The organism is Sphingomonas sp. M6A6_1c, assembly GCF_053345135.1.
Genome location: NZ_JBKEZO010000002.1, coordinates 531,107 through 554,815, shown reverse-complemented (window position 1 = coordinate 554,815; position 23,709 = coordinate 531,107). Strand labels below are relative to the sequence as shown.

Below are 23,709 nucleotides of genomic sequence, written 5' to 3'. Positions count from 1 at the left end.
TCCGCCGCTTGCGCGGGGGTTGAGGAGGCACGGAGATGATCGGCGGTACACGCTGGAGCCTGGCGGGTTTGATCGGCGCGTCCGCGCTCGGCGCGGGCGGGATCGGCCTGTCGCTCTATTCGGAGCGGGTGGCGCGCGCGGCGGAGCGGCTGGTGCCGCAGGACGGCCGCCACCTTCAGGTCGAAGGCGCCCGGCTCCACTATGTCGACCGCGGCAGCGGGCCGGCGATCGTGATGGTCCACGGGCTGGGCGGCCAATTGCGCAACTTCAGTTACGGCATGCTCGCGCCGCTGGCGGCCGACCATCGCGTCATCCTGGTCGACCGGCCGGGATCGGGCTATTCGCAGGCCGACGACGATGGCGAGCCGGGCATCGCCGCGCAGGCGGCGATCCTCGGCCGGTTCATCGACCTGCTCGGCATCGAGCGGCCGCTGGTCGTCGGTCATTCGCTGGGCGGCGCGCTGGCGCTGTCGCTCGCCATCCAGCGGCCCGAACTGGTCCGCGGCCTCGCGCTGATCGCCCCGCTCACCCAGCCGCAGGACGACGTGCCCGAGGCGTTCAAGGGACTGGCGGCGATCCCGGCGGGGGTACGGCGGCTGTTCGCGCAGACGATCGCGACGCCGCTCAGCCGGCTGACCGCCGAGCGGACGCTGGCGGCGGTGTTCGCGCCGGAGCCGCCGCCCGCCGACTTCGTCAGCCGCGGCGGCGGCGCGCTGTCGCAGCGGCCCGCCAATATCGCCGCCGCCGCCGCCGACCTCGCCGCCGCGGCGCAGGAGATCGAGGGGATTGCGGCGCATTACCCCGCGCTGACGGTGCCGACCGCGATCCTGTTCGGCCGCGACGACGCGATCCTCGACCCGGTTCGCCATGGCGAGCGCACCGCGGCGATCATCCCGGGCGCGCGGATCGAGATCGTCCCAGGCGGTCATATGATCCCGATCACCGCGCCGGAAGCGACCGCGGGGTTCGTGCGCGAGGCCTACGCGAATTGCGGCTGAATTGGGGCAACTTGGACAAGTTGGACACCTGAACGGAAACGATCCGGGATCATCGTTTCCGTTTTGGGGATGATCTGCGGGGCTGGGCTGAACGCCATTCTCCATACTCCCATCCGCTAGCATGAAGCGCCGGGTGTAGGACAGCGCCCATACCGCCGGGGCGTTACACCGGCGTCAGCTCCGCGGCGTAGCGGCGGGCGTTGGCGACGTAGGTGGCGGCGGACAGGCGCAGGCCGGCGATCTCCGCCTCGGTGAGCGGACGGACGAGGCGCGCGGGTGCGCCGACGATCAGCGATCCGTCGGGGAAGACCTTGCCTTCGGTGACGAGCGCATTGGCGCCGACGATCGAATCCGCGCCGATCACCGCGCGGTTGAGCAAGGTCGCGCCCATACCGATCAGGCTGCGATCGCCGACGCTGGCGCCGTGGACGATGGCGTGATGGCCGACGGTCACCTCGCGCCCGATCGTCGTCGGCACGCCGGGATCGGCGTGGATCATCGCACCGTCCTGGATATTGCTCTCGTCGCCGATCGTGATCGGGTCGTTGTCGCCGCGCAGCACCGCGCCGAACCACACCGAGGCGCGGGCGCCGAGCACGACCCAGCCGATCACCGCAGCGCCCGGCGCGACATAGGCCGCCTCGCCCAGCTGCGGCGCGACATCGCCCAATGCGTAACAGGCCATCGATCGCCTCCCCCCGCCGCGGTCGATGCGACACGGCTTGCCTGTGATGCGATAATGGCACATCATCGGTCGCGTCCAGTCCAGCAAGGCCGTGACAGCGGCGTCTGGTAGCGTTAGCACTGCGAGTCGTACGGGACGGATCGCCATGGGTGGCGGTCGCCGGGCCGGACAGCGACGTAGCGGCTTGATTTCGGAATTGCTCCGGCTATGCCCTGCTGCGTCTACGGGAGCGACGAACACGATGGGTGCCGGGTTACGCGACGATTTCACTTTTTCGGGTTCGGACGCCGCTAGCAAGACGTTCGCCGGTCTGCCGGTGCCGCCCGTGATCGACGGACAGGATCCCGAGGCTGCCGCGCTGGCGTCGCTGGCGTCGAGCATTGCCGCCGCCCGCCGCAAGCTCGGCACGCATCTGGAAGCCTCGCTGTTCGCCAATCCGGGGCTGGACATCATGCTGTTCCTGTTCGCCGAGGGGATCAACGGCGCGACGGTGACGACCAACGCCTGCTGCGCCGCCGCCGGCGTGCCGCGCACCACCGCGCTGCGCTGGATCAAGCTGTTGCAGGACCGCGGTCTGGTCGACGGCAGCGACGACGTCAGCGACCGCCGCGTGACGATGCTGGCGCTGAGCCCGCAGGGCCGCACCACGATCCGCACCTGGCTCGGCGAGATCGCCGCGCTGCCGCTGCGCCAGTCGCTGGACCGCTGATTGCCGCAGCGTCGCTGCGCATCCGGCGTAGGTCGGATGCGCGACCCGTGCGGCGCTTTACAGTCGCGGCTGCGCCTCGTAGTCACGTCGGGCAGCCGCTGAACCTGACGAAGAAGCAATGCAGCCGCTGAACCTGACGAAGAAGCAATAGAGCCACAGCCCCAGCACGGTTAGGCTGATCACCATGCGCCACCGGCGTCGCGCCGGATGACAGGCGAATGCCGTCAGGATCAACATCGGTATCAGCACCGCGACGGACAACATCAGCCTGGGCGAATCCGGGTCCGTCGGGATCGTGCATATCGTCAGCCGGCTGCCATCGGTATCGGCGTCGCCGATCATCCACTCGTATCGTTCCGTCGAATAGACGACCACCAGACCGGCGATGCCGACCGACGCCATACCGAAGACGACGTCTTTCAAGACCTTGCCCACATTCACGACGACCTGATCCCTGCCGGCTCCCCGGGATCATTGTAGCGGCCACGGCGACGGATCGTGCGCGCCGCGGCCGCGGGTCAGCCGGCGGTAACGATGGGGTGGCGGAGGCGGAGGTCGTCGGCGATACGTTCGATCGTGTCGTTCTCGCCGGCCGCGCCGGTCGGCGTCACCGACCAGTTGCAATGCGGATGCGTCGCCGGGTCGTAGAGGCGGATCTCGCCGAGCACGAGGCGCCAGCGGCGGCGGTTGCCGCCGGCCTGCTTCACCAGCGTCGAGAGGAAGAGGTCGTGGAGCATGGCGCTGGTCATGCCGCCCGCCCTAGCCGGCCGCGCCGGCGAGGAAAAGCGCCCGGGCAAGGCGCGACCGCGCCGCCGCCAAGCACGGCTTTGTTGCGTTGCCGCAACGGACGTCGCAGGGACAGCGGATGGCGCATTCCTCCGACGCGCGCGCGGGCCTGTTCTACGGCATCGGCGCCTATACCCTGTGGGGGCTGTTGCCCCTGTATCTGCATCTGCTGACCGCGGTGCCGCCGGCGCAGGTGCTGGCCAACCGCATCCTGTGGTCGCTGCTGCTGCTGCTCGCGATCGTCGCGGCGACGCGGCGGCTGCGGCCGCTGGTCGCGGCGGCGCGCGGGCGGGTGCTGGCGATGCTGGTGGCGAGCGCGGTGCTGATCGGGATCAACTGGTTCGTCTATATCTGGTCGGTGACCAACGCGCATCTGGTGGAGGCGAGTCTCGGCTATTTCATCAACCCGCTGCTCAACGTCGCGCTCGGCATGCTGCTGCTCGGCGAGCGGCTCAACCGGTTGCAGGTGGCGGCGGTGGCGGTGGCGGCGCTGGGCGTCGCGATCTTCGCCGCAGGCGGCGGCGGGGCTTTGTGGGTGTCGCTGGTGCTGGCGCTGAGCTTCGGCTTCTACGGGCTGATCCGCAAGGTGGCGGCGATCGACGCGCTCGGCGGGCTGACGATGGAGACGCTGATCCTCGCGCCGTTCGCGCTCGTCGTGCTGGTGCAGGCGAACCAGAGCGGCACGGCGGCGTTCGGGCACGACCGGACGCTCGACCTGCTGCTGGTGCTCGCCGGGCCGGTGACCGCGGCGCCGCTGCTGCTGTTCGCCGCGGGCGCGCGGCGGCTGCGCTATACGACGGTCGGGCTGCTCCAGTTCATCGCGCCGACGTTGCAGTTCCTGCTGGCGGTGCTGGTCTATCAGGAGCCGGTCCGCGCGACGCAGCTCGCCACCTTCGCGCTGATCTGGCTCGGCTGCGGCCTCTATGCGTGGAGCAGCATCCGCGCGGCGCGGGCGCTTCCCGCCTAGCGGCGGACGTCGAGGCCGCCGGCGAGATAGGCGTCGATATCCGCCTGGCGGAACAGCGAGGCGTCGCCGGGCAGCGAATGTTTGAGCGCGGTGAGCGCGAGGCCGGTCGCCGCCGCGGCACCGATGTCGCCGCCGCGGCGCAGCGCGTGCAGCACGCCGCTGGCGAAGGCGTCGCCGCCGCCGATCCGGTCGACGATGCCCGCCAGCGTCACCTCCCCGGTCTGGGCGTGGCCGTCGCGGGTGTCGACGCGCGCCGAGATACGGTGGAGGTCGACGTTCTCGACATGGCGCGCGGTCGAGGCGATCGTGCGCAATTTGGGGAAGGCGGCGAAGGCGGCCTCGGCGGCGTCGCGGCGGCGATCCTCGCCGTCATGGCCCGCGAAGTCCTGGTCGAGCAGCAGCGCGATGTCGCGGTGGTTGCCGAACAGGAGGTCGGCATGCTCGACCAATTGGGTCAGGATGGCGCGGGGATCGCCGTCCCAGCGTTCCCACAATTTGGCGCGGTAATTGCCGTCGAACGAGATCGGGATGCCGCGCGCCGCGGCGGCGCGGACGGCGGCGATCGCGCTTTGCGCCGGCACCGGGCCGAGCGCCGGGGTGATGCCGGAGAGGTGGAACCAGTCGACGCCGTCGAGCAACGCGTCCCAGTCCCACGCCGATACCGGCGCCGCCGCGAAGCTGGAATAGGCACGGTCGTAGATCACTTCGGTGGCGCGCATGCCCGCGCCCGAGGTGACGAAATAAAGGCCCATCCGCTCGCCGGTGAGCGCGATGCGGCGGGTGTCGACGCCATGGCCGCGCAGCGTGGCGATCGCCGAACGGCCGAGGTCGTTGTCGGGGACGATGCTGGCGAGCGCGACGTCATGGTCGAGCCGGGCGAGCGCGGTGGCGACGTTCGCCTCGGCGCCGGCGACCCAGACGTCGAACCGGGGGGTCTGCAACAGCAATTCGCGGCCTGGGGGCGACAGGCGCAGCATGATCTCGCCGAATGCCAGGAATGTCATGCGCGCCTCCTCAGCGATCGATACGATAGGCGCGGCGGACGAGGCCGCTGGTCAGCTCCTGCGCCAGCTCCGCCGCCTCCCAGTCGGCAAGGCGATGCTCGGCGACGAGGCGGGCGAGGAAGCCGCAGTCGATCCGCCGCGCGACGTCGTGCCGCGCGGGGATCGACAGGAAGGCGCGGGTGTCGTCGTTGAAGCCGACGGTATTGTAGAAGCCCGCGGTCTCGGTGGTCATCTCGCGGAAGCGGCGCATGCCTTCGGGACTGTCGTGGAACCACCAGGCCGGGCCGAGCTTGAGGCAGGGATAATGGCCGGCGAGCGGCGCCAGCTCGCGCGCGTAGACGCTCTCGTCGAGCGTGAAGAGGATGATCGACAGCTCGGTCGAGGTGCCGAACCGGTCGAGCAGCGGCTTGAGGGCGTGGACGTAATCGGTGCGGCCGGGAATGTCGGCGCCCTTGTCCCGGCCGTGGCTGGCGAACAGGCCGGCATTGTGGTTGCGGACGCTGCCGGGATGGATCTGCATCACCATGCCGTCCTCGACGCTCATCCCCGCCATTTCGGTGAGCATCTGCGCGCGGAACAGCTCGGCATCGGCGGGTGTCCAGTCGCCGCCGGTGATACGCGCGAACAGCGCCTCGCATGCCGCCGTCGAGAGGTTGGCGGTGGCGGCGGTGGGGTGGCCGTGGTCGGTGGCGGTGGCCCCCGCGGCGCGGAAATCGGCGCGGCGCTTGCGGTGCGCGGCGAGATAGCCCTGCCAGCTGTAGACGTCCTCGCCGGTCAGTTCGGCGAAGCGGCGCAGCGCACCGGTGAATTGCTCGTGCTCGACGTCGATGACGCCGTCGGGGCGGTAGGTGGTGACGACGCGCCCGGCCCAGCCGCTCGCGCGGATGCGGTGGTGCGCGTCGAGGCTGTCGTGCGCGCCCTCGGTGGTGGCGAGGAAGTCGATGCGGAACCGGTCGAACAGCGCGCGCGGGCGGAAGGCGTCGGTCGCCAGCTTTTCGGCGATCACATCGTAATAGAGATCGGCGGTGGCGGGTTCGAACGCGACGGTCATGCCGAACACCTCGGCGAAGACGTGGTCGAGCCACATCCGCGAGGGCGTGCCGCGGAACAGATGATAATGATCGGCGAGCAGCCGCCACGCGCCGCGGCGGTCGGCGCTCACCGTGCCGTCGGCGCGCGGGATCGCCAGCGCGTCGAGATCGATGCCCTGGCTGTAGAGCATGCGGAACAGATAATGGTCGGGGGCGAGCAGCAGCGTCGTCGCGTCGGTCCATGGCCGGTCGTCGGCGAACCAGATCGGGTCGGTGTGGCCGTGCGGGCTGACGATCGGCAGATCGGCGATGCCGGCATAGAGCGTGCGGGCGATGCCGCGCGTCGTGGGATCGGCGGGGAAGAGCCGGTCGGGGTGCAATTCCAGGCTGCGGGTCATGCGCTGTCCTCTCGCGTTGCGCGGGTGGTAACCGGTGTCAGGACGGGGTGCAACCGTGGTTTGCGGGGGTGGCGGAGCTTCGCGAAGTCCTCCCCGCCAGGGGGAGGTGGCGTGCCGAAGGCGTGACGGAGGGAGAGGTAAGGGCGGACGTCCGGTTACGAAGCTCCACCCTTTCCTCCCCCTCCGTCAGCGCTGTGGGCTGCCACCTCCCCCTGGCGGGGGAGGAATGGAAGGTGGCGCGGCGACGGAGGCGCGGTGGATGAGCGTCGAGGGGAAATGCGCGGGCTGGTCTCCGTCCTCGCCGATCAGTTTGCGGGCGGCGGCGTGCGCCATCGCCATGCTCGGCCAGCGGACCGTGGTCAGCGGCGGCCAGAGGTGGGCGGCGATCGGCGTGTCGTCGAAGCCGATGATCGACAGATCGTCGGGCATGACGAGGCCGCGGCGGCGCGCGGCGTGGACGACGCCGGCGGCCATTTCGTCGTTGGCGGCGAAGATCGCGGTCGGCCGCGGGTCCGCGTCGAGCAGGCGTTCGGCCGCCGCCAGCCCCGATTCGAAGGTATAATGGCCCTCGGCGACGCGATCGTCGGGCAGATCGAGGCCGGCGGCGGCGAGCGCGGCGTCGAAGCCGGCGCGGCGTTCGTGCGCCGAGCGGAAACCCGCGGGGCCGCCGATGAAGCCGATGCGGCGATGACCGTGCGCGACCAGACAGGCGGCGGCCTCGCGCACCGCGGTGCGATCGTCGGAGGCGACCATCTGCGCGGGCACGTCGAGCATCGCCGAGCCCATCCGCACGTAGCGGCAGCCGATCGCGGCGCACAAACGCGCGACGCCGTCGTCCTCGCTGATCGGCGGCATCAGCAGCACCCCGAACAGGCGCTGGCGTTCGAGGAAATGGCGCAGATCCTCGAGCATCGTCGGCGAGGCGCGATCGACCGGGCGCACGACCAGTTCGAATTCGGTGCCGCGCAGGCCGGCGAGCAGGCCGTGCTGGACGTTCATCACCGTCTGCGCATTGGGATTGTCGTGGACGAGGCCGATCAGGAAGTTGCGGCGCAACGCCAGCGCGCGCGCCTGCGGATTGGGAATATAGCCGAGGTCGCCGATCACCTGTTCGACCCGCGCGCGGGTGTCGGCGTGAAGCAGCGGCGAGCGGTTGATGACGCGGCTCACCGTCTTCTTCGACACGCCGGCGATCCGGGCCACGTCATTGATCGTCGGCTGGCCGGATTTGCGCATGACGACGACGATAGCCGTCCGCCCGCGGCTCCGCCAGCGCTGATGACACCGGTAGACAACGACCGCGCGCAGCGGCAAGACGTCGATCCGCACCACCGAGGGACGATGCCCGTGACCCGATTGACCCGCAGCACGCTCGACCGGCTGCCCGCCACCGTTGCCAGCCCGATCGGCCGGCCGCTATCAGACGTCGGCACCGGGGTCGGCACCGCGGTCGGGACCGCGATCGGCATCGTCCATTTCGGCCCCGGCGCCTTTCATCGCGCGCATCAGGCGGCCTATGTCGACACGGTGCTGCAGCACGATCCGCGCTGGGGGATCGCGGCGGTGTCGATGCGCAGCCGCGGCACGGTCGAGGCGCTGGAGCAGCAGGACGGCCTGTATACGCTGGCGATCCGCGACGCCGAGCCGGCGATGCGGGTGATCGGCGCGCACCGCCGCTTCCTCGCCCCCGATGCCGCGGCGCAGACGCATGCGCTGCTCGCCGATCCCGCGGTGACGCTGGTGACGATGACGGTGACCGAAAAGGGCTATTGCCTCGCCGGCGACGGCACGCTCGACCTCGGCCATGCCGATATCGTCCACGACCTCGCCGGCGCCGCGGTGCCGCGCAGCGTGATCGGCTGGATCGTCGCCGGGCTCGCCGCGCGACGCGATGCCGGCGTGCGGCCGTTCGTGCCGATGCCGTGCGACAATCTCGCCAGCAACGGCGCCAAGCTGCACGCGGCGCTGGTCGCCTTCGCGCAGGCCGGCGATGCGGGCCTCGCCGACTGGATCGCGGGCGAGGTGCGGGTGCCGTCGACGATGGTCGATTCGATCACCCCGGCATCGGACGAGGCGCTGTATGACGCGGTCGCCGCGACGATCGGGCTGGAGGATCGCGCCGCGGTCCAGCGCGAGCGGTTCGCGCAATGGGTGATCGAGGATATCGGTGTGCCGCTCGGCCCCGATCTCGCCGGCGCGGGCGCGACGCTGACCGGGGACGTCGCCGGTTACGAGAAAGCCAAATTGCGCATCCTCAACGGCGCGCATTCGACGCTCGCCTATCTCGGGCTGCTGCGCGGCCATGCCAGCGTCGCCGAGGCGATGGCCGATGCCGCGCTTGCCGGCTTCGTCGACGCGATGATCCGGCGCGACATCGTGCCGATGCTGCCCGCGGTCGCGGGACTCGACCTCGATGCCTACCGCCTCGCGGTGCTGGCGCGGTTCCGCAATCCGGCGATCGTCCACCGGCTCGACCAGATCGCCACCGACGGTTCGCAGAAGCTGCCGTATCGGCTCGGCGACACGCTCGCCGCGCATCGCGCGGGCGGGCGGATGCCGGCGCATGTCGTCGCCGCGCTGGGCGGCTGGGTCGCGTTCCTGATCGCGCGCGCGCAAGCGGGGGTCGTGATCGCCGATCCCGCCGGCGCGCGGCTCGCCGCCGCGGCGCACGATGCCGATCCGGCGACGCTGGTGCGCCGCCTCGCCGAGGCGGGGCTCGGGCTGCCGCCGCAGGTCGCGGGCGATCCGCCGCTGCTCGCCGCGATCGCCGCGGCGGCGACCGCGGCGCACGAGCGGCGCTGGGACGCGCTGCTGACCGCGGGCAATGATTCCTAACGCAAGCGAGTAGTATATTTGGACCCCGGCTGCGGCTTCGCGCGTCTGGTGCGCGAAGCCGGCAGCCGCCGGTGTATCTCCATCCGGAGGGTCCCCCTTGGCCGCTTCCTTCGTGCGTCATCTCGAGCCGACGCTGCTTCCCGATCCCAAGCGCACCGTCATCCGGCCGTTCCTGCCCGAGGACCCCGATCCGTTCCGCGTCGAGGGCGCGCCGCGCGGCGACCGGATCGTCGAACGGATGCTGGCGATGCCCGATGCCGAGATCGAGGAGCTGATCGCGGTCGTCGTCGACGGGCTGGGATCGCGGCACCGCGAGATTCCCGGATTGTTGCTGCGCCGCTTCGACGAGGTCGCCGACGCGCTGAAGCTCGATTCCGGACTGGCCGATTCGCGCAAGATGCTGATCGGTGCCTATTTCAGCGCCGAATATTCGTTCGAGGCGGCGGCGCTGTTCAACCCCAGCATCGTGCCGCATCCCGACCAGAGCGGCTGTGCCGAGGGCGCGATCCGCTTCGTGCTGTCGCTGCGCGGCATCGGTGAGGGGCATCTGTCGTCGGTCACCTTCCGCACCGGCACCTGGGGACCCGGGGACGAGGACCTCGTCATCGACACGCCGAGCCGGCAGGGCGTGCCGCCGGTGATCGAGGAGCCGTCGATCGAGCTGGTCCGCGAGATCGGCGCCAAGGCGCTCGTCCAGCTCAATTGCCGCGATGCGCGCGAGCCGTCGGAGACGGTGCTGTTCCCGGTGGTCGAGAGCCAGAATCGCGGGATCGAGGATCTGCGCCTCGTCCGGTTCCACGACGAGGACGGACGCGAAACCTATATCGGTACCTATACCGCGGTCGGCGGCCAGGGCGCGCGGCAGGAGGTGTTGCAGACCGACGATTTCCGCCTGTTCCACATGCACCCCGTCGACGGCCCGGTGGCGAGCGGCAAGGGCATGGCGCTGTTCCCGCGCAAGATCGGCGGCCAGTTCGCCGCCCTGTTCCGCCACGACAACGAGAATCTGTGGTTCGCCAAGAGCGACACGCCGCTCGCCTGGGCCGATCCGGTGCGGATCATGACGCCGGAATATCCGTGGGAGTTCATCCAGATCGGCAATTGCGGCTCGCCGATCGAGATCGCGGAGGGCTGGCTGGTGCTGACCCATGGCGTGGGCATGGTGCGCAGCTATTGCATCGGTGCCGCGCTACTCGACCGCGACGATCCGACCAAGGTGCTGGGGCGGCTGCCCGAACCGCTGATCGCGCCCGATGGCGAGACGTGGGACGGCTATGTGCCCAACGTCGTCTATTCCTGCGGCGCGCTGGTGCGCGGGCGGACGTTGCTGCTGCCCTATGCGCTGGCGGACGACATGACGAGCTTCGCGGTCGCGTCGCTCGACGAACTGGTCGCGGCGATGCGGTGAGTCCAATTCCTCCCCCGCCAGGGGGGGTGGCAGCGCGAAGCGCTGACGGAGGGGGAGGATAGGGTGGGAGCGCGGTTACGACGCTCCGCCCTTTCCGCCCCCTCCGTCACGCCTTCGGCGCGCCACCTCCCCCCGCCAGGGGGAGGACTTATGGGTTGGCCCACACCGTCAGCAGCGTGTGGGCGATCGCATAGGGCGGGGGCGGCAGGAACGGGCCGGGCTCGCCCGCCAGCACCGCGCGAACCATGTCGCGCGGGACCCACATCGCATCCTCCAGCTCGTTGGTGTCGAGCGTGATCGCATCGTCCTCCGCCTCGCCGATACAGGCGATCATCAGCGACGAGGGGAAGGGCCAGGGCTGGCTGGCGACGTAGCGGACGTTGCCGACGCGGACGCCGGCCTCCTCGTGGATTTCGCGCGCGACCGCTTCCTCGATCGATTCGGCGGGTTCGAGGAAGCCGGCGAGCGCCGAATAGCGCCCCTCCGGCCAGCCCTTGCCGCGACCGAGCAGGGCGCGGCCGTCATGTTCGGCGATCATGATGACGACCGGGTCGACGCGCGGGAAATGTTCGGTGCCGCAGGCGTCGCACTGGCGGCCCCAGCCGGCACGGAACAGGTGCGTGGTCGATCCGCAGCGCGCGCAGAAGCGATGGCGCGCGTGCCAGTCGAGCAGGCTGCGCGCCGCGGCATAGGTCGCCGCCTCGCCCGGCTGCAACGCGGCGAGCACCGCCATCAGCGCGGGCGAGCGCATCGCCGGGGCGGTGCCCTCGGTCCCCGCCGGCGGGACGAGGACGACATGCGCGCGGCCGGCGCCGTCGAGGCCGAGCAGGATCGTCTCCGCCCCCTCGGGCAGCGCGGCGAGCGAGGTCCAGGCGAGCAGGCCGTCGGCGGTGACCTCCGGCATCAGCCCGTCGAGCGCGAGCACGCGGGCAATGCCGTCGAGCTTGGCGGCGAGCGCGGCGGGATCGTGGCGCAGCGCATCGGCACGATCGAACGTGCCGCCGGTGAAGCCGGGGGTCATCGGCGGAACCGCGCCATGTCGGCGACGAAGGCGGCGACCGTCTCCTGGCGCAGCGGCCAGCGGTCGGCGGGGAAATAATTGACCATGATCGTACCACGTACCTTCTTCACGGGATCGACGAAGGCGATCGTGCCGGCGGCACCGCCCCAGCCATAGGTGCCCTTCGACGGCATGCCGCCCGGCCCGTCGGCGAGATAGACCGAACCGCCCGCACCATAGCCCATCGGCGTCGCGCGCGCGGCGCCGCCGCCGGTCCCTCCGGCCACCCCGCCGTAGGTGACGTCGGCGGGGAGCAGGTTGGACATGGCGAGCCGCACCGTCTCGGGCTTCAGGATCCGCACGCCGTCGAGCGTGCCCTCGTCGGCGAGCATGTGGAGGAAGCGGTCGTAATCGCGCGCCGAGGTCACCAGCCCGGCGCCGCCGTAGGGGAAGCTCGGCGGCTGGAGATAGACCGAGGTCGCGGCGGGATCGAGCGGCACGAGCGCATCGCCGGTGAAGGCGTAATTGGTCGCGAGCCGGCGCGCCTGCGACCGCGGCACGGTCCAATAGCTCGACGTCATGCGCAGCGGCGCGAGGATGCGGGTGTCGACGAACCGGTCGAACGGCATGCCGCTGGCGATCTCGATCACCCGGCCCATCACGTCGAGGCCGACCGAATAATTCCACGCGGTGCCGGGCTGGGCGATCAGCGGCGCCTGCGCGACGCGGTCGGCGAAGTCGGCGAGCGTCGCGGGGCGGGTGCGGCGCATCGCCGGCTCGATGCTCGCGCTGACCTCGGCGGGGAGGATGCCGAGCCGTTCGTATTCCTTGAGCAGCGCGCCCTTGGCGATGATGTTGTACGTGAGGCCCGAGCTGTGCGTCAGCAGCATGCGGATGGTGATCGGCCGCAGCGCGGGGACGCTGGCGAGGCTCGCCTCCGGATTCGTCGCGACCTTCATCGTCGCGAAGGCGGGGATATATTTGGCGACGGGGTCGTCGAGGCCGATCTTGCCCTCCTCGATCAAGATCATCGCCGCCATCGCGGTGACCGGCTTGGTCATCGAATAGACGCGCCACAGGCTGTCCGGCGTCGCCGGCGCGGCGTCCGCCTCGGTCGACAGGCGGCCCGCCGAGACGAACCAGGTCGGCCGGTCGCCGACGCCGAAGGCGGCGACGATGCCGGGCATCTTGCCGTCGCGGACATAGCCGTCGAACAGCGCCTGCGTCTGCGGCAGCGCTGCGGTCTGCGTTGCGGGGGTGGGCTGTCGCAGCACCTGCCCGCCGAGCGCGGCGGTGGCGGCCAGAGCGATAAAGCCCAGTCCGGCGAACATCTTGCGCGTCATCCGTCTCTCCTCAACACCGCCGCCGCGGCCTTGGCGAACACCGTCGGCAGGCCGGCGCGGTCGAGCTCCGCGATCGGCCACCATTCGCCCGCCTGATGCGCGTCCGTCCGGGCCACGGCAAGCGCCAGTTGCAGGTCGAAATGGGTGAAGCCATGCGCCACCGTGACGTTGCGCATCTCCCAATCGGCGGCGAGCGGCGCCTCGGCGAGCCCCGGCGGCGTCTCGATCCACGGCCCGGTCGGCAGCGCGCGCATGCCGCCGAGCAGCCCCTTGCCCGGTCTTGTGACGAGCAGCACCCTGCCCTGGCGCTCGACCCAGAAGATCGTGCCGTAGCGCTGCGGCTTGGCCTTCTTCTTCGCCTTGACCGGCAGCGCCTCGGGCGCGCCCTCGCGCACGCCGCGGCATTCGGGTTCGAGCGGGCAGAGCAGGCACGACGGCGTCTTCGGTGTGCAGATGCCCGAGCCGAGGTCCATCATCGCCTGCGCGAAATCGCCGGCGCGCGCGTCGGGCGTGACGCGATCGGCGGCGGCGCGGATCGCGACGCGCGCGCCGGGCAAGGGCGTGCGGATCGCGAACAGCCGCGCGACGACACGCTCGACATTGGCGTCGACCACGACCGCGCGCCGGCCGAAGGCGATCGCCGCCACCGCCGCCGCGGTATAGGCGCCGAGCCCCGGCAGCGTGCGCAAGACCGCCTCGTCCTGCGGGAAGACGCCGCCGTGATCGGCGACCACCGCCTTCGCCGCGGCGACCAGATTGCGCGCGCGGGCATAATAACCGAGGCCGGCCCAGGCGGCCATCACCGCGGCATCCTCCGCGGCGGCGAGACTGGCGAAATCGGGCCAGCGCGCCACCCACGCGTCGAACCGCGGCCGCACCGCGGCGACGGTGGTCTGCTGCAGCATCACCTCCGACAGCCAGACGCGATAGGGGTCGGGCGTTTCGCCGGGCAGCGCGCGCCACGGCAGCGTACGGCGATGGCGATCGTACCAGGCGAGCAGCGCCGGCGAAATCGCCGCGGGATCGGGATAAGAGCGAGTAGCGTCCACGACTTGGCTATGGCATGGACCCGGCGATGAGCAAGCGCGTCCGCGCCCCCGATGTCGAGCCCCCCCGCCAGAACCGTGCCCGCGCGGTCAGCGAACTGCTGCCCGCGATCCACGGCGCCGCCTTCAAGCGATTCGGCTTCGTGCAGAGCGCCTTGGTGACGCGCTGGCCGGAGATCGTCGGCACGCGCTGGGCCGCCGCCTCCGCGCCCGAATCGCTGCGCTTTCCGCCGGGCAAGAAGGCCGAGGGCGTGCTGACCATCGTCGTGCGCGGCGCGCATGCACCGATGATGCAGCATATCGCGCCCGAGATCGTCGAACGGGTCAACCGTTTCTTCGGCTATGCCGCGGTGGCGCGGCTGACGATCCGCCAGGGCGAGATCGCCAAGCCGATGCCGCGCAGCGCGCCCACCGCGCTCAAGCCCGCGCCCGCCGAGATCGGCGAGGGGTTGAAGGGCATCGCCGATCCCGAATTGCGCGCGGTGCTCGAATCGCTCGCCGCCGGGGTGCACGCCACCCGCGGCATCCCCAAGATAGGATGAGCCCCGTCATGCCTTCCGTCCTGCGCTACCTCCCCGCCGCCGCCTTGCTGCTCGCCGCCGCGCCGGCGACCGACTGGAGCCAGGTCGCGCGGCCGACCGCCAAGGGCGCCTATGTCTTCGGCAACCCCGCCGCGCCGGTGAAGCTGGTCGAATATGGCAGCTACACCTGTTCGCATTGCGCCGATTTCGCCAACGAAAGCGCGCCGGTGCTCAAGGGGCAGATGATCCGGTCGGGCAAGGTCAGCCTGGAATATCGCCATCTGATCCGCGATCCCGCCGATCTCGGCGCGGCGATCCTCGCGCGCTGCGCGGGGCCGCACGGCTTCGGCGCGGCGCATGCGATGATCTTCGCGACGCAGGCGACGTGGCTGGGCAAGGTGGGCAGCTATCAGCAGGCGCATCCCGACATCGACGCCAAGCCGCTGATCGTGCAGGCGCGCAGCTATATGGATGCCGCCGGGCTGACCGCGGCGATGCGCGCGCGCGGCCTGACCCCGGCGAAGATCAACGCCTGTTTCGCCGACAAGGCCGAGGTGGCGCGGATCACCGCGATGACCGGCGACGCACCGGTCGAGGTGCGCAGCACGCCGACCTTCTACCTCAACGGCGACCTCCAGCCGCCCGCCGGCTGGGACAAACTCGAACCCGTCCTGCGCGCCAAAGGCGCCAGATAAGTGGCCATAGAAATGGAGCGTAACCCGATGAAAATGCTTGCGTCGCTTCTCGTCCTTCCGCTGGCGCTGGCCGGCTGTTCGAAGGAGGCGGGAACGCCGACCGCGCCCGCCAGCCCCGCCGCCGCGGTCGCCGCGCCCACCGGGCAGAGCTGGGCCGAAACCGCGGCGCGCACCGCCGAGGGGACGATCGTCGGCAACCCCAATGCGCCGATCAAGCTCGTCGAATATGGCTCGCGCCTGTGCCCGACCTGCGGCGCGCTGGCGCGCGAAGGCTTCGCGCCGCTGCTCGACAAATATGTGAAGACCGGCAAGGTCAGCTTCGAATATCGCGAGTTCCTGGTCCACGGCGCGCCCGATCTGCCGCCGGCCTTGCTCGGCAATTGCACCGATCCGTCGACCTTCTTCCCGATCCTGGAGCAGATGTATCAGGCGCAGGAGGGCTTCAACACCAAGCTGCAGGCGATGCCGCAGCCGGTGCAGCAGCAATTGCAGACCGCCAAGCCGGTCGACGCGATCCGCATCATGGCCGAGCAGATGGGCCTGGTCGATTTCGCCAAGCAGCGCGGCATCCCCGAAGCCAAGGCACGCACCTGCCTCGCCGACATGAAGCAGATCGACCGCTGGACCAAGCAGACGCAGGACAAGAGCGCCGACGGCACCGTCACCGGCACGCCGACGCTGATCCTCAACGGCAAGAAGATCGATGCGCTGAGCTGGGGTCAGCTCGAGCCGTTGCTGAAGGCGGCGGGGGCGTAACCTTTCGCGCGGCGAGGCGTCGGCTGCTCCTGCGGGCGCCCCACCCCGGTCCGCGCCGCGCCCGCCCAAAGGCCTTGGTCTCGCCTGCGCTTCGACACGCGTAGGCGAGTCGGGGCATTCTGTTTTCGCGCGAAGACGCGAAGGCGCGAAGAGGTGGGTTCACGCGGAGGCGCGGAGGCCGCGCACCCGGCGCGGAGCGCCCCCCCTCCTCGCAAACGGAAGCGGAGATCGAGGACGCTTCGCGGCGCGCGCCCTCTCTGCGCCTCTGCGCCTCTGCGCGAACCACCTTCTTCTCCGCGCCTCCGCGTGAACCACTGCGCTTCGCGGCTTCACGGCTTCGCGCGCCTCTTGCAACGCCGCGCCATAAGCGGCACCCCGCAGCCGTGCAGATCAAGCGGCTCCGCATCGCCGGGTTCAAGAGCTTCGTCGATCCGGCCGACCTCGCCATCGAGCAGGGGCTGACCGGGGTCGTCGGGCCGAACGGCTGCGGCAAGTCCAACCTGCTCGAGGCGCTGCGCTGGACGATGGGCGAGAACAGCGCGAAATCGTTGCGCGGCGCGGGAATGGAGGATGTGATCTTCGCCGGCACCGCGACGCGGCCGCCGCGCGATTTCGCCGAAGTCTCGATCCTGCTCGACGGCGCCGACGGCGAGGAGCGCGAGATCGTCCGCCGCATCGAGCGCGGCGCGGGCAGCGCCTATCGCATCGACGGCCGCGACGTGCGCGCCAAGGACGTCGGCCTGCTGTTCGCCGATGCCGCGACCGGCGCGCACAGCCCGGCGCTGGTCAGCCAGAACCGCATCGGCGCGGTGATCGCCGCAAAGCCCGCCGAACGCCGCGCGTTGCTGGAGGAAGCGGCGGGGATCGCCGGGCTCCACGTCCGCCGCCGCGACGCCGAACAGAAATTGCGCGCGACCGAGGCCAATCTGGTCCGGCTCGACGAGCTGATCGCCGATCAGGACGCGCGCGCCGCGGCGCTGCGCCGGCAGGCGCGCGCGGCGGAACGCTATCGTACGCTGTCCGGGCAGATCCGCGTCGCCGAGGCGCGGATGATCTTCGCGCGCTGGCGCGAAGCGGTGGCCGCCGCGGACGCCGCCAGCGCCGAGGCGGAAGCGGCCGAGCAGGCGGTCGCCGCCGCCACCGCCACCGAACGGACCGCCGCCGCCGCGCAGCATGACGCCGCCGCCGCGGTCGCCGGCGCGCGCGCCGCGGCGCTGGCCGCGCGCGACCGGGCGAGCGAAGCGGGCCACGCGCTCGCCGCGTTGCGTACCGAGCGGGATGCGGCGGCACGGCGGGTCGCCGACCTCGCCGAGGCGCGCGCGCGGATCGCCGAGGATCGCGCGCGCGAGGGGACGCTCGCCGCCGATGCCGCGGCGGCGCTGGCGCGGCTCGCCGAGGAGGGCAAGGCGCTCGACCGCGCGATCGCCGCCGCCGCCGAGGAGGCGCCGATGCTGGCCGCGACGCTCGCCGACGCGGAGCGCGACGCGCGCGATGCCGAGGTGGCGCTGGCGCAGGGCATGGCGCGGCAGGCGAGCGAGGCAGCGGAGGCGCGCGTCGCCGACGCCGCGCTCGCCGCGGCGCGGACGCGGGCGGACCGGGGGCAGCGCGATGCGGCGCAGATCGCGCAGGCGATCGCGGCGCTCGGCGATCCCGCCCCGCTCGCCGCCGCGCGCGACGAGGCGGCCGGGACGCGGCGCGACGCGGCACAGGCCGCCGAGCGCGCGCGGGCAGCGCTGGCCGAAGCCGAGGCGGCGGAGCGGCAGGCGATCGCCGGGCGGGACGCGGCCGAGGCGACGCGGGCGACGGCGCGCGCCGATCTCGCCGCGCTCGACAGCGAGGCGGCGGCGCTGACCAAGGCGACGCAGCGCAGCGGGCGCGACCGGCTGCTCGACCATGTCGCCCCGGCGGCGGGCTACGAGCGCGCGCTGGCGGCGGCGCTGGGCGACGATCTCGAAGTCGGGCTCGATGCGTGGACGGGCGCGGCGGCGCAGCCGGCGGACCCGCCCCCCCCCATCGACACCGAAGCGCTGGCGATGCGGGTCGAGGCGCCGGCGGCGCTCGCGCGGCGGCTGACGCAAACCTTCGTCGGCGCGGATTCCGGCCAGCCGCTCGCGGTCGGGCAGCGGTTGGTGACGCGCGACGGGCGGCTGCGGCGCTGGGACGGGTTCGTCGCCCGCGGCAACGGCGCGGCGGCGGCGGAGCGGCTCGAACGGCTCAACCGGTTGAAGGCGCTGACCGCGGCGCGTCCGGCGGCGGTAGAGGCCCTGGAGACGGCGGAGGCGGCGCGGGCGGCGGTGGATCGTGCGATCGCGGCGGCACGGACCACGGCGCAGGCGGCGCGGATTGCGCTGACACAGGCGGACACCGCCGGACGCGACGCCGAGCGCGCCGAAGACCGCGCGGCGACCGCGCTCGAACGGCTCGCCGGCCAGCGTGCCGATCTCGACGCACGCGCCGCGCGGATCGCCGACGAGCTGGCCGAGGCGGTCGCCGACCGGGCGCGTGCGCAGGCCACGCGCGATGCGCTGCCCGATGGGCGGGACAGCGCCGCGGCGGTCGCCGCGCTGGCCCGCACCGCAGACCAGCAGCGTGCCGCGGTGGCGCAGGCGCGCGAACGCCGCGCGACGCTCGACCGCGCGGTGCAGGCGGATCGCGAACGGCTCGCCGCGGCGCAGGCGGACGGACGGAGCTGGCGCGCGCGCGCCGGCGAGGCGGCCAAGCGGATCGCCGAGATGGACAAGCGCGACGCCGCGCTCGCCGCCAGCGCGGCGGAGGTCGCCGATCGCCCCGCGGCGCTCGACGCGGCGATTGTCGCACAGGCGGCGGATCATGCCGCCGCGCGCGCCGCCGCCGACACCGCGGCCGCCGCCGAACGCGACGCCGAGGCGGCGCTACGCCACGCCGAAGAGGTGCAGCGCCGCGCGATCGAGACGCTCAGCCAGGCGCGCGAGGCGCGCGCCGGCACCGCGGCGCGGCTGGAGAATCACGCGCAGCGGCGGGTCGAGCTCGGCCGGCTGGCCGGCGAACGGTTCGAATGTCCGGCGCCGGTGCTGCCCGAACGGCTCGGCTTCGCGGTCGCCGAGGTGCGCGGCCCGGCCGAGGAAGCCGCGGCGCACGACCGGCTCACCGCGGATCGCGAGCGGATCGGGCCGGTCAATCTCGTCGCCGAGCGCGAACTCGCCGAGCTGGAAGGGGCGAGCAAGACCAATGCCGCCGAGCGCGACGAACTGGGGCAGGCGGTCAACCGGCTGCGCGGTTCGATCGGCACGCTCAATCGCGAGGGGCGGCAGCGGCTGCTCGCCGCCTTCGCGGCGGTCGACGGCCATTTCCGGCGATTGTTCACGACGTTGTTCGATGGCGGCGCGGCGCATCTCGAACTGGTCGATTCGGACGATCCGCTCGAGGCGGGGCTGGAGATCCTCGCACAGCCGCCGGGCAAGCGGTTGCAATCGCTGACCTTGTTGTCGGGGGGCGAACAGGCGCTGACCGCGGTGGCGCTGATCTTCGCGCTGTTCCTGACCAATCCCGCGCCGATCTGCGTGCTCGACGAGGTCGACGCGCCGCTCGACGACGCCAATATCGAGCGCTTCTGCGACCTGCTCGACCGCATGTCGCAGGAGACCCGGACGCGCTATCTGATCGTCACGCACAATGCGGTGACGATGAGCCGGATGCACCGTTTGTTCGGCGTGACGATGGTCGAGCGCGGCGTCAGCCGGCTGGTGTCGGTCGACCTCGGCGGCGCGACGTCGCTGCTCGCGGCGGAATAGGCGGCGCGCGTTCCCCGGTCAGGCGCGTGACCCGCGCAGCAGGTCGGCGAGCACCCGCCCCGTGTAGAGCAAACACATTTCCTGATGCACCGCGGCGGCGGCGGGATGATCCGCCTGGATCGCGCGCACCGCTTCGACGAACGAACGGTCGGACAGATAGGGGGTATCGTCGTGGGTCATGGCGCGTTCCTCTTCCATCCCCCTGCCCGTCCGTTCTGCACGACGCGGATTGCGGCGATGTTGCCGGCGATGAAAATCGTGTTTCCACCGCCCCTTGTCGCGGATGGGTGCGGAACGTATATCGAACGGATGGCCCAGCTCGACACCCGTGAAAAGCTGGCGATCCTCGCCGATGCGGCGAAATACGATGCGTCCTGCGCCTCGTCCGGTACCGCCAAGCGCGACAGCCGCGACGGCAAGGGGCTGGGATCGACCGAGGGAATGGGCATCTGCCACGCTTATGCGCCCGACGGCCGCTGCATCAGCCTGCTCAAGATCCTGCTGACCAACAGCTGCATCTTCGACTGCCATTATTGCATCAACCGCAAGAGCAGCAACGTCCGCCGCGCGCGCTTCACCGCGCAGGAGGTCGTCAACCTCACCATCTCCTTCTACAAGCGCAATTACATCGAGGGGCTGTTCCTCTCCTCGGGGATCATCAAGTCATCGAACTATACGATGGAGCAGATGGTCGAGGTCGCGCGCAGCTTGCGCGAGGATCATCATTTCCGCGGCTATATCCACCTCAAGACGATCCCCGACGCCGATCCCGAGCTGGTGCATCAGGCGGGACTGTACGCCGATCGCGTGTCGATCAACGTCGAGCTGCCGACGGTCAGTGGGCTGAAGCGGCTCGCGCCCGAGAAGGACGGTGCGCGGATCGAGGGCGCGATGAAGGACGTCAAGACGTCGATCATCGACAATGGCGACGCGCGCAAGAAGTACAAATCCGCGCCGCGCTTCGCCCCCGCCGGCCAGTCGACGCAGATGATCGTCGGCGCCGATGCCGCGACCGACGGCGAGATCGTCACCCGCGCCTCGACGCTCTACGACCGGTTCGGGCTGCGCCGCGTCTATTACAGCGCGTTCAGCCCGATCCCCGATGCGAGCACGGTGCTGCCGCTGCAACGCCCGCCGCTGATGCGCGAACATCGCCTGTACCAGTCCGACTGGCTAATGCGCTTCTACGATTACAGCCCGCACGAGGTGGTCGCTGCGGCGGACGACGCCACCGGCATGCTGCCGCTCGACATCGACCCCAAGCTCGCCTGGGCGCTCAAATTTCGCGAGAGTTTCCCGGTCGACGTCAATCGTGCGCCGCGCGAGATGCTGCTCCGCGTGCCGGGGCTGGGCGTGAAGGCGGTCGACCGGATCGTCGCCAGCCGGCGGTGGCGGCGGCTGCGGCTCGACGATGTCGCGCGGCTGACGGTGAGCGTCACGAAAGTGCGGCCGTTCATCGTCGCGGAGGATTGGCGCCCCGTGCTGCTCACCGATCGCGCCGATCTCAAGCCGCTCGTCGCGCCCAAGCGGCAGCAGCTCGAACTGTTCGCGGCATGAGAATGACTCACAGGTGAAACGCCGCGCCCCCTCGCCGGTTGGATGCCGCGAAGGAGATACGATCATGGCGCTGGCACAGATCTACGCGGACCTGAAACGCGATCACGACAAGCAACGCGATATGCTCAAGCAGCTCGCCGAGTTGCAGGGCGCGAGCGACGAACGGCAACGGCTGTTCGAGGCGTTCCGCCTCGAAATCCAGAGCCACGCCGCCGCCGAGGAGGAATCGCTGTACGCGACGATGCTGCGCGACCCCGAGCTGCGCGACGACGCGCGCCATTCGGTCAGCGAGCATAAGGAGGTCGACGACCTGCTCGGCGAGATGGCCGACGAGGACTTCGGTTCGGACGCGTGGAGCGAGAAATTCTTCCACATGCGCCGCCGCTACGAGCATCACATTACCGAGGAAGAGGAAGAGATGTTCCCCGCCGCCGCCGAGGAGCTCGACGACGCCACCGAGGCGGAGCTGGCGACGATCTACGAGGAGCGCAAGCCCGAGGAACTGGAGATCGCCAAGGACAATCCCCCGGGCGGCGACGAGCGGGACTGATCCGGCATGCGGCTGGCGACCCTCCCCGCGCCCGACGACTTCGACGCCTGGCGCGACACCGCGCGGGCGCTCGCGGCGGGGGACGTGCCGCCTGACGACGTGGTGTGGCAGGTCGGCGATACCCCCGCCGACCTGTTCGCCGCCGCCGCCGAGGAATCCGCCCCGCCGCCGCCGGTCGGGACGCTGTCGGTGCCGCGCGCGTTCATCGATCTCGCGCGCAGCGTGGTGATGGCGGCGGAGCCCGAGCGGTTCGCCTTGCTCTATACCGTGCTGCACCGGCTGCGCCGCGAGCCCAAGCTGATGGAGGATCATGCCGATCCGCTGATCCGCAAGCTGGAGGTGATCGCCAAGAACGTCCGCCGCGACATCCACAAGATGCGCGCCTTCCTGCGCTTCCGCGAGGTCGCCGACGATGACGGCGCGAGCCGCTACGTCGCCTGGTTCGAGCCCGAACATCATATCGTCCGCGCCAACGCCGCCTTCTTCGTCAATCGCTTCGCCAGCATGCGCTGGTCGATCCTGACGCCCGAGGTCTCCCTGCACTGGGACGGCAAGGCGCTGTCCGAAGGCCCCGGCGCGGAAAAAGGCGACGCCCCCGACGGCGATCCCACCGAAGAGGTGTGGAAGACCTATTATGCCAGCATCTTCAACCCGGCGCGCGTCAAGATCGGCGCGATGCTCAAGGAGATGCCGCGCAAATATTGGAAGAACATGCCGGAGACGGCGCTCGTCGGGCAGTTGATCGCCGGCGCGCAGGCACGGGAGAGCGGGATGATCACCCAATCGCGCGAGGCGCCGGCGATCGGCGACAATGTACAGGCGGCCTGGGCGGCGCTGCGCGACGAGGCGGCGACGTGCACCCGCTGCCACCTCTACAAACATGCGACGCAAACGGTGTTCGGCGAGGGGCCGGTCGATGCGCAGATGATGTTCGTCGGCGAACAGCCGGGCGACCAGGAGGATCTCGCCGGTACGCCGTTCGTCGGCCCGGCGGGACAGGTGTTCAACCGCGCGGTGGCGGCGGCGGAGATCGACCGCGCGCGCGTCTACGTCACCAACGCGGTCAAGCATTTCAAGTTCGAGCAGCGCGGCAAGCGCCGAATCCACGCCAAGCCCGACACCGGCGAGATCCAGGCGTGCCGCTGGTGGATCGAGCAGGAGCAGATGCTGGTCCGCCCGAAGGTGACGGTGGCGCTCGGCGCGAGCGCGGGCCGCTCGCTGTTCGGGCGGACGGTGACGATCGGCCGCGAGCGCGGGCAGGCGCTGCGCCTGCCGGAGGGCGGCGAGGCGTGGATCACGGTGCATCCGAGCTATCTGCTGCGCCTGCCCGACCCGACGCAGAAGGAGGACGAATTCGCGCGCTTCGTCGAGGATCTGAAGAAGGCGAAGGCCGCGGCGGGCGCCTAACTCCTCCCCGGCACGGGGAGGGGGACCGCCACGCGTCGGCGTGGTGGTGGAGGGGGATCGCCGCGGATGCTGCGCGCGCGGAAGGCCCCCTCCGTCACGGCTGCGCCGTGACACCTCCCCGTGCCGGGGAGGACTATGCCGCAATTCCTCCCCCGCCAGGGGGAGGTGGCGCCGCGAAGCGGTGACGGAGGGGAGGACAGGGCGGGAGCCTTGCAACACCGCTCCGCCCTGTCCTCCCCCTCC

Annotated in this window: 22 protein-coding genes; 12 read left to right on the top strand and 10 right to left on the bottom strand. The window is 71.2% G+C overall.

Features of this window, described 5'->3' with window-relative positions; translation table 11 throughout:
* Nucleotides 1-35: 35 nt before the first annotated feature.
* A complete protein-coding gene (locus tag ACLBWH_RS05740) occupies nt 36-998 on the top strand; it encodes an alpha/beta fold hydrolase (protein ID WP_447797387.1) in 963 nt (320 codons plus the stop codon).
* Between the two features lie 163 nt (nt 999-1,161).
* On the opposite strand, the gene ACLBWH_RS05735 is transcribed toward ACLBWH_RS05740, so the two are convergent.
* On the bottom strand, nt 1,162-1,683 hold the full coding sequence (locus ACLBWH_RS05735) for a gamma carbonic anhydrase family protein (protein WP_447797386.1): 522 nt from the start codon (nt 1,681-1,683) through the stop codon (nt 1,162-1,164).
* A 241-nt stretch (nt 1,684-1,924) separates the two neighbouring features.
* On the opposite strand from ACLBWH_RS05735, the gene ACLBWH_RS05730 reads away from it, so the two are divergent.
* Nucleotides 1,925-2,392, top strand: a complete 468-nt coding sequence (locus tag ACLBWH_RS05730) for a hypothetical protein (RefSeq protein ID WP_322848128.1) — start codon at nt 1,925-1,927, stop codon at nt 2,390-2,392.
* 57 nt (nt 2,393-2,449) lie between these two features.
* On the opposite strand, the gene ACLBWH_RS05725 is transcribed toward ACLBWH_RS05730, so the two are convergent.
* Together ACLBWH_RS05725 and ACLBWH_RS05720 are read right to left on the bottom strand one after the other, a co-directional pair.
* A complete protein-coding gene (locus ACLBWH_RS05725; protein ID WP_447797384.1) occupies nt 2,450-2,833 on the bottom strand; it encodes a DUF2645 family protein in 384 nt (127 codons plus the stop codon).
* A gap of 77 nt (nt 2,834-2,910) precedes the next feature.
* A complete protein-coding gene (locus tag ACLBWH_RS05720) occupies nt 2,911-3,141 on the bottom strand; it encodes a hypothetical protein (protein ID WP_322848130.1) in 231 nt (76 codons plus the stop codon).
* 116 nt (nt 3,142-3,257) lie between these two features.
* Here ACLBWH_RS05720 and rarD point away from each other — a divergent pair, with 116 nt between their 5' ends.
* On the top strand, nt 3,258-4,145 hold the full coding sequence (gene rarD, locus ACLBWH_RS05715) for an EamA family transporter RarD (protein ID WP_447797382.1): 888 nt from the start codon (nt 3,258-3,260) through the stop codon (nt 4,143-4,145).
* Here the strand turns inward: rarD and ACLBWH_RS05710 are convergent.
* The 3 genes from ACLBWH_RS05710 to ACLBWH_RS05700 all read right to left on the bottom strand — a co-directional run bounded on the left by ACLBWH_RS05710 (nt 4,142) and on the right by ACLBWH_RS05700 (nt 7,814).
* Nucleotides 4,142-5,149, bottom strand: a complete 1,008-nt coding sequence (locus ACLBWH_RS05710) for a PfkB family carbohydrate kinase (RefSeq protein WP_447797380.1) — start codon at nt 5,147-5,149, stop codon at nt 4,142-4,144. The genes rarD and ACLBWH_RS05710 overlap by 4 nt on opposite strands.
* Nucleotides 5,150-5,159: 10 nt before the next feature.
* The gene (gene uxaC, locus ACLBWH_RS05705) at nt 5,160-6,578 is read right to left on the bottom strand and encodes a glucuronate isomerase (RefSeq protein ID WP_447797378.1); all 1,419 of its coding nucleotides are present in this window, start codon (nt 6,576-6,578) and stop codon (nt 5,160-5,162) included.
* A gap of 186 nt (nt 6,579-6,764) precedes the next feature.
* Nucleotides 6,765-7,814 (bottom strand): LacI family DNA-binding transcriptional regulator, encoded by a 1,050-nt coding sequence (locus ACLBWH_RS05700; protein ID WP_447797375.1) that lies wholly within the window; start codon nt 7,812-7,814, stop codon nt 6,765-6,767.
* A gap of 111 nt (nt 7,815-7,925) precedes the next feature.
* Between ACLBWH_RS05700 and ACLBWH_RS05695 the strand changes: the two genes are divergently transcribed.
* Nucleotides 7,926-9,413, top strand: a complete 1,488-nt coding sequence (locus ACLBWH_RS05695; RefSeq protein WP_447797373.1) for a mannitol dehydrogenase family protein — start codon at nt 7,926-7,928, stop codon at nt 9,411-9,413.
* A 97-nt stretch (nt 9,414-9,510) separates the two neighbouring features.
* Nucleotides 9,511-10,821: a glycoside hydrolase family 130 protein gene (locus ACLBWH_RS05690; RefSeq protein WP_447797371.1), complete on the top strand. Its 1,311-nt coding sequence runs from the start codon at nt 9,511-9,513 to the stop codon at nt 10,819-10,821.
* A 148-nt stretch (nt 10,822-10,969) separates the two neighbouring features.
* Here the strand turns inward: ACLBWH_RS05690 and nudC are convergent, their stop codons facing one another.
* From nudC to ACLBWH_RS05675, 3 genes are read right to left on the bottom strand one after another with little or no spacing between them, the layout of a single operon-like run.
* Complete coding sequence (gene nudC, locus ACLBWH_RS05685; RefSeq protein WP_447797369.1) at nt 10,970-11,842, bottom strand: NAD(+) diphosphatase; 873 nt, start codon at nt 11,840-11,842, stop codon at nt 10,970-10,972.
* Nucleotides 11,839-13,164: a serine hydrolase domain-containing protein gene (locus tag ACLBWH_RS05680; RefSeq protein ID WP_447797367.1), complete on the bottom strand. Its 1,326-nt coding sequence runs from the start codon at nt 13,162-13,164 to the stop codon at nt 11,839-11,841. The genes nudC and ACLBWH_RS05680 overlap by 4 nt, the downstream gene beginning before the upstream one ends.
* Nucleotides 13,161-14,213: an A/G-specific adenine glycosylase gene (locus ACLBWH_RS05675; protein WP_447797365.1), complete on the bottom strand. Its 1,053-nt coding sequence runs from the start codon at nt 14,211-14,213 to the stop codon at nt 13,161-13,163. Before ACLBWH_RS05675 ends, ACLBWH_RS05680 begins: the two co-directional genes overlap by 4 nt.
* Before the next feature lie 26 nt (nt 14,214-14,239).
* On the opposite strand from ACLBWH_RS05675, the gene ACLBWH_RS05670 reads away from it, so the two are divergent.
* The 4 genes from ACLBWH_RS05670 (at nt 14,240) to ACLBWH_RS05655 (ending at nt 19,952) form a co-directional block, all read left to right on the top strand.
* The gene (locus ACLBWH_RS05670; RefSeq protein WP_322848140.1) at nt 14,240-14,752 is read left to right on the top strand and encodes a DUF721 domain-containing protein; all 513 of its coding nucleotides are present in this window, start codon (nt 14,240-14,242) and stop codon (nt 14,750-14,752) included.
* An 8-nt stretch (nt 14,753-14,760) separates the two neighbouring features.
* The gene (locus ACLBWH_RS05665) at nt 14,761-15,426 is read left to right on the top strand and encodes a DsbA family protein (RefSeq protein WP_447797363.1); all 666 of its coding nucleotides are present in this window, start codon (nt 14,761-14,763) and stop codon (nt 15,424-15,426) included.
* Between the two features lie 27 nt (nt 15,427-15,453).
* A complete protein-coding gene (locus ACLBWH_RS05660) occupies nt 15,454-16,182 on the top strand; it encodes a thioredoxin domain-containing protein (RefSeq protein WP_447797361.1) in 729 nt (242 codons plus the stop codon).
* Nucleotides 16,183-16,565: 383 nt separating this feature from the next.
* Entirely contained in the window at nt 16,566-19,952 is a 3,387-nt protein-coding gene (locus ACLBWH_RS05655) for a chromosome segregation SMC family protein (RefSeq protein WP_447797359.1), read from the top strand.
* Between the two features lie 18 nt (nt 19,953-19,970).
* On the opposite strand, the gene ACLBWH_RS05650 is transcribed toward ACLBWH_RS05655, so the two are convergent.
* Nucleotides 19,971-20,132, bottom strand: a complete 162-nt coding sequence (locus tag ACLBWH_RS05650) for a hypothetical protein (protein WP_322848144.1) — start codon at nt 20,130-20,132, stop codon at nt 19,971-19,973.
* A 129-nt stretch (nt 20,133-20,261) separates the two neighbouring features.
* Between ACLBWH_RS05650 and ACLBWH_RS05645 the strand changes: the two genes are divergently transcribed.
* From ACLBWH_RS05645 to ACLBWH_RS05635, 3 genes are all read left to right on the top strand, one after another.
* On the top strand, nt 20,262-21,509 hold the full coding sequence (locus ACLBWH_RS05645) for a putative DNA modification/repair radical SAM protein (RefSeq protein WP_322848145.1): 1,248 nt from the start codon (nt 20,262-20,264) through the stop codon (nt 21,507-21,509).
* 64 nt (nt 21,510-21,573) lie between these two features.
* The gene (locus ACLBWH_RS05640; RefSeq protein ID WP_322848146.1) at nt 21,574-22,059 is read left to right on the top strand and encodes a hemerythrin domain-containing protein; all 486 of its coding nucleotides are present in this window, start codon (nt 21,574-21,576) and stop codon (nt 22,057-22,059) included.
* A gap of 6 nt (nt 22,060-22,065) precedes the next feature.
* Entirely contained in the window at nt 22,066-23,466 is a 1,401-nt protein-coding gene (locus tag ACLBWH_RS05635) for a UdgX family uracil-DNA binding protein (protein WP_447797357.1), read from the top strand.
* Nucleotides 23,467-23,709: the final 243 nt, after the last annotated feature.